The organism is Mesorhizobium sp. M4A.F.Ca.ET.050.02.1.1 (genome assembly GCF_003997725.1).
Lineage (GTDB): Bacteria > Pseudomonadota > Alphaproteobacteria > Rhizobiales > Rhizobiaceae > Mesorhizobium.
Genome location: NZ_RZSG01000373.1, coordinates 1 through 5,752, shown reverse-complemented (window position 1 = coordinate 5,752; position 5,752 = coordinate 1). Strand labels below are relative to the sequence as shown.

Annotated in this window: 6 protein-coding genes; 4 read left to right on the top strand and 2 right to left on the bottom strand. The window is 65.4% G+C overall.

The annotated features are described in order from the left end of the window. On the bottom strand, nt 1-559 hold a 559-nt coding region (locus EOA33_RS21870; RefSeq protein WP_127406556.1), incomplete at its 3' end, for a transglycosylase domain-containing protein. A 129-nt stretch (nt 560-688) separates the two neighbouring features. Here EOA33_RS21870 and EOA33_RS21865 point away from each other — a divergent pair. Further along, complete coding sequence (locus tag EOA33_RS21865) at nt 689-1,606, top strand: polyprenyl synthetase family protein (protein ID WP_126057952.1); 918 nt, start codon at nt 689-691, stop codon at nt 1,604-1,606. A gap of 295 nt (nt 1,607-1,901) precedes the next feature. Continuing rightward, entirely contained in the window at nt 1,902-2,120 is a 219-nt protein-coding gene (locus tag EOA33_RS21860) for a 4-oxalocrotonate tautomerase family protein (RefSeq protein WP_126057951.1), read from the top strand. A 122-nt stretch (nt 2,121-2,242) separates the two neighbouring features. Here the strand turns inward: EOA33_RS21860 and EOA33_RS21855 are convergent, their stop codons facing one another. Continuing rightward, on the bottom strand, nt 2,243-3,166 hold the full coding sequence (locus tag EOA33_RS21855) for an SMP-30/gluconolactonase/LRE family protein (protein ID WP_127406555.1): 924 nt from the start codon (nt 3,164-3,166) through the stop codon (nt 2,243-2,245). 131 nt (nt 3,167-3,297) lie between these two features. On the opposite strand from EOA33_RS21855, the gene EOA33_RS21850 reads away from it, so the two are divergent. Together EOA33_RS21850 and EOA33_RS21845 are read left to right on the top strand one after the other, a co-directional pair. Continuing rightward, nucleotides 3,298-4,791: a sugar ABC transporter ATP-binding protein gene (locus EOA33_RS21850; protein WP_126057949.1), complete on the top strand. Its 1,494-nt coding sequence runs from the start codon at nt 3,298-3,300 to the stop codon at nt 4,789-4,791. 124 nt (nt 4,792-4,915) lie between these two features. After that, nucleotides 4,916-5,752: ABC transporter permease (locus tag EOA33_RS21845; protein WP_145989229.1), on the top strand; the 837-nt coding region annotated here is incomplete at its 3' end.

Sequence of the window (5,752 nt, the reverse complement as noted above, 5' to 3'; positions counted from 1 at the left end):
ACAATTTGTTTGCCGAGACGCCGAAATGATGCTGGGCGGCCGCCTCGATGCCGTAGATGCCCGGGCCCCATTCGGCGATGTTGAGGTAGATCTCCATAATGCGCCGCTTCGACATCACCGCGTCGAAATAGACGGCGAGCGGCAGTTCGACCACCTTGCGCACCGTGCCCAGCGGCCGCGACCAGAGGAAGAGGTTCTTCACCGTCTGCATTGTGATGGTCGAGGCACCGCGCGTCGCCTCGCCGGCCAGCGCGTCGTCCACGACGCCGCGCAATTCGCCGAGATCGACCCCGCGGTGGAAGCAGAACTGCCCGTCCTCCGACATGATCACCGAATGCGCCAGCGCCGGCGACACGTCGTCGATCGAAACCCAGCGCCGGTCGTAGCCGGAGAAGGTCGCGAGGTCCTTCAGCATCAGCGTCGACACCGGATGCACGAAGGACGGCAGATAGAGGAAGGTCAGCACCACCGGTACCACCGCCAGGATGGCGGCAACGACCAGGGAGCGCCGGCCAAGGCGCTTGAGACCGGCGCGGTTCAGGCGCCTCGGCCGCGCCATGTCCAGTCCTTCGATTTCATGATCGACGATCGGTTCCGTCAAGCCGCCCCACCCGTGCCATCAGCTCAACCGGCATAATGGCGCGCGGCTTCTTGCGCAATGTCTGAGTGTCGGCTACCGCTCCCGGCCATGGCGAAAGACGAAGAAATCGCGTTCGAAACCGCACTTCTGACACGCGCAGCGGCAATCGAGGCGCTGCTCAGGCGGCTTCTCGACCTGCGCGCGCTGTCCGGCGAGATCGCCCGGCCGGAGCGGCTGATGGCGGCCATGCGCCATGGCGTGTTGAACGGCGGCAAGCGCCTGCGCCCTTTTCTGGTTATGGAAAGTGCAGCGCTCTTTTCCGCAGATGGCGAGGCGGCATCGCGCGTGGCGGCGGCGCTCGAATGCGTGCATTGCTATTCGCTGATCCATGACGATCTACCGGCCATGGACAATGACGATCTGCGCCGCGGTCAGCCGACCGTGCACCGGGCCTTCGACGATGCCACCGCCATCCTCGCCGGCGACGCGCTGCTGACGCTTGCCTTCGACATCCTCGCCGACGAGGCCACCGTGCTGCCCGTGGAACGCCGGGCAGCGCTGGTGCTGGCGCTTGCCCGCGCCGCGGGCATTGGCGGCATGGTTGGCGGGCAGATGCTCGATCTCGATGCCGGACGCACTCCGCCGGACGAGGCCGGCATCATCCGGCTGCAGGCGATGAAGACCGGCGCCTTGATCCGCTTTGCCTGCGAGGCCGGCGCCATCGTCGCCGGCGCGCCGCCGGAAGACCGCGAGCGGCTGGCCGAATTCGGCTCGGCGATCGGGCTCGCCTTCCAGCTTGCCGACGACCTGCTCGACCTGACGGCGGATGCGCACCAGATGGGCAAGGCGACCGGCAAGGACGCCGCCGCAGGCAAGGCGACGCTGGTCGCCCTGCACGGCGCCGACTGGGCGCGCAAGCAGCTCAACGGCCTCGTCGGCCAGGCGCATGCGCTGCTCGATCCCTATGGCGAGCGCGCGGCCCTGCTGAAGGAAGCGGCGACATTCGTGGCGACGCGCAACAGCTGACCTGTTGCACAGGCGAACGACGCCGGCTCGCCACCGGTCCGATCTTCACAACCCTGCCAGCGCGAAAATGCGGGATGCCCAGCACCGCTGAGCGAGCTGCGGATAGGGCGCCGACGTCGCTCCGATTGTTCGCTCTTTCCGAATAGTGCTGCCAGCAGCGGGGTGATTATCCGACATCCGCGGCAATCTATATCCGCCCCATGACAACGAAGATCGATCCGTCCGATGACGACGCGACCGTCGTCATCGGACGCGCCAACCGGCGCCGTGAAATGCCACTGAAAGGAACCTGCAAATGCCCTTTGCCAACTTCAAGATGCCCGAGGCCGCCCTCACAAAAGCGCAGAAGGAAGATCTCGTCCACAAGACCACGCAGATGTTCGTGGACTATTTCGGCGAGGGTGTGCGCCCCTACACCATGGTGCTGATCGAAGAAGTTCCTGATGGAGGCTACGGCCGCGCCGATGAAGTCTTTGTCCTTCCCGATGCCTATCGGGCTAAGGATGTTGCCTGACATGAACAAGGCGAGCCGCTTGTCGAGCGGCTCGCCTTTCGGGCAAATGCAATAGTCCATTTTTGATAGGCGAACACACGATCGCGTGAGCCCATTCGATCCGTCCCCGCCTAGGTCGGACCTCAGCCTCTTGCGGCCGCATTGGCGACCACAAACACCGAATAGAGCGACTGCCGCGCCGTGATGAACAGGCGGTTGCGCTTGGCGCCGCCGAAGGCGAGGGTCGCCACCGTTTCCGGGATGCGGATCTTGCCTATCAGCGTGCCGTCGGGATCGAAGCAATGCACGCCGTCGCCGGCGCCTGCCCAGACCCGACCCGCCGTATCCACCCTGAAGCCGTCGAACAGGCCGGCCGTGCAGGTTGCGAAAACGCCGAGTTCCTTGAGCGCATTGCCTTCGACGGCAAACTTGCGGATGTGCCGCGGCCCGTCCTTCTGATGCGTGATGCCGGTGTCGCCGACATAGAGGACCGTCTCGTCCGGCGAGAAGGCGAGACCGTTGGGCTTCGCCATCGTCGAGACGACGCGCGCCACCTCGCCGGTCGCGGGATCGGCGTGGTAGACGTGGCAGCCCTCGATCTCCTGTTCGGAGCGGTCGCCCTCATAGTCTGTCGCGATGCCATAGGGCGGATCGGAGAACCACACCGTGCCGTCGGAGCGCACCACGACGTCGTTGGGCGAATTCAGGCGCTTGCCGTCGAAGCAGTCGGCGATCACCGTGATCGATCCGTCATGCTCGGTGCGCGTGACGCGCCGCGACCGATGCTCGCAGGTGACCAGCCGTCCCTCTGTATCGACCGTGTTGCCGTTGGCACTGTTTGCCGGCGCCCGGAACACCGAAACCACGCCATTGGTCTCGTCGTAGCGCATGATGCGGTCGTTGGGGATGTCGGAGAAGACCAGATAGCGCCCGGCCGCGAACCATGCCGGGCCTTCCAGCCAGCGCCCTCCGGTCCACACCCGCTCGACCGCCACATGGCCGACGAAACAGCTTTCGAACCGCTCGTCGAGAACCTCGAAGCCCGCGCCCTCTAAGTCTCCGAACATGCTCCATCCTCCGCGAAAACGGGTTACCGATAGCCTTCGCGGCAAACCGTTTTCAAGACTTGACCTGCAAAAATGTTAGCGATAACATCGGTGCCAATTCAGTCCGTTTGCTTGGCTTGGGAGGGCCATAGATGCGGCCCAAGCTCATCGAATTCATCGACATCTCCAAGCGCTTCGGCGGCACTCTGGCGCTGAAGTCGGTCTCGCTCGACATCCACGAGGGCGAGATCGTCGCCCTGCTTGGCGAGAATGGCGCCGGCAAGTCGACGCTGATCAAGACGCTCGCCGGCATCCACAAGCGCGACCAGGGCACGATCCGCTTTCGCGGCGAAGACTATCACCACCGCCCGCCGCGTCCCAACCAGCCACAGAAGGTCGCCTTTATCCATCAGGACCTCGGCCTCATCGAATGGATGACGGTGGCCGAGAATGTCGGCATGGCGCAGGGCTTTTCGCGCCGCTCGGGCCTGATCGATTGGCGCGACACCGAGCGCCGCGCCGAGCGCGCGCTGGCGCTGGTCGGCTGCGCCTTCGATCCGGCGACGCGCGTCCAGGACCTTTCGCGCACGGAAAAGTCGCTGGTGGCGATCGCTCGCGCACTCGCCACCGAAGCCGACGTTCTGGTGCTCGACGAGCCGACGGCAAGCCTGCCGGCCGACGAGGTCGAACGCCTGTTCGAGGCGCTGCGTCCGCTGCGCGAGCGCGGCGTCGGCATGATCTATGTCTCGCACCGGCTGGACGAGGTGTTCCGGATCGCCGACCGCGTCGCCGTCATGCGCGACGGCCGCATGGTCGCGGTTAAGCCAGTGGTCGAGACCACGCCGCAAGAACTGGTCGACCTGATCGTCGGCCGGCCGGCGCACCAGATGTTCGCCAAGTCGCAATGGCAGGACGGGCCGGAGCGGCTCAAGGTCGAAAACCTCGTTTGCGGCAACGTCGGCCCGGTCACCTTCGAGGCGCGCTCCGGCGAATTGCTCGGGCTGGTCGGCCTGCGCGGCGCCGGACAGGAAGCCGTCGGCCGCGCGCTGTTCGGCGCCGAGCGTTTCGAGGGAACGGTCTCGCTCGACGGCAAGCGCCTCGACCTGTCTTCGGTCGGTGCCGCCCTTGCCGCCGGCGTCGGCCTCATCGCGCGCGACCGCACCGAGGAATCGGTCGCGCTGTCGCTTTCCGTGCGCGAGAATATGTATCTCAATCCGTCGGCGGTCGGTCGTGGACTATTCTCCTTCATGAAGCCGGCGCGGGAGAGCGAGTTGACGCAGGAACTCGGCGCGCGGCTGGGGCTGAGACCCAACGATCCGCATCTGCCGATCGAGGCGCTTTCAGGCGGCAACCAGCAGAAGGTGGTCGTCGGCCGCTGGCTGGCGACGGGCCGCAAGCTGCTGATCGCCGAGGACCCGACGGCCGGCGTCGATGTCGGCGCCAAGGCCGAGATCTACCGCCTGATCGCGGCGGCCGTCGAAGCCGGGCTGGCGGTCATCGTCGTCTCCACCGATTTCGAGGAGGTCGCCCATATCTGCCATCGCGCCCTCGTCTTCTCGCATAACCGCATCGTACGCGAACTTGCCGGCGATGCCTTGACGACGGCTGCGCTCATCCGCGCCGCCTCCGTGTCCGAAGCCGCCTAGAGCCGGATGATTTCAGGTCCAATCGACCTGAAATTTGAATCCGGTTCTAAATCAAAGAGATAGAGCATGATGTCGTCCGAAAACCGCCTCACACTTTTCGGCATCATGCTCTAGGAGGACCCCCATGAATTCGATCAAATCGACGGCGCTGGAGCCGACCCGGTCGGAACTTTCCGGGCTGAGCCTCGGCCAGAAGGCTTCGCGCTACCTGCCGGTCTACGGCCTGCCGATCCTGACGCTGCTGCTCATCGTGCTGTTCTCGTTGCTGCTGCCGCGGACGTTCCCGACGCTGCTCAATTTGCGCTCGATCATCTCCGACAAGGCGATCATCGCGATGCTGTCGCTTGCGGCGATGATCCCCATGGCCTCGGGCCGCATCGACCTTACGGTGGGCTACGGCATCGTGCTGTGGCACATCCTGGCCATCAGCCTGCAAACGGCCTTTGGCATCCCTTGGCCGATCGCGGTGCTGATCGTCATCCTGCTCGGCGTGCTCACCGGCTTCATCAATGGCTGGCTGGTCGAGGTGGCGCGCATCGATTCCTTCATCGCCACGCTCGGCACCGGTACCGTGCTCTATGCTTTGGCCATGTGGTACACCGGCGGCCGGCAGGTCGTCGGCGTGCTTCCCGACGGCTTCCTCTCCCTCAACGGCACGATGCTGTTCGGCCTGCCGATCACCGGCTACTACGTGGTCGTCCTGGCGCTGGCGATGTGGCTCGTGCTCGAATACCTGCCGATCGGCCGCTACCTCTACGCCATCGGCGCCAATCCGAAGGCCGCCGCGCTCAACGGCATCCCGGTGCAGAAATTCGTCGTGGGCGCCTTCGTCGCCTCCGGCGCGCTCACCGCGCTCGGCGGCGTGCTGCTCGCCTCGAAGCTGAGGATCGGCCAGGCCAGCGTCGGTCTCGAATATCTGCTGCCGGCGCTGGTCGGCGCCTTCCTCGGATCGACCACCATC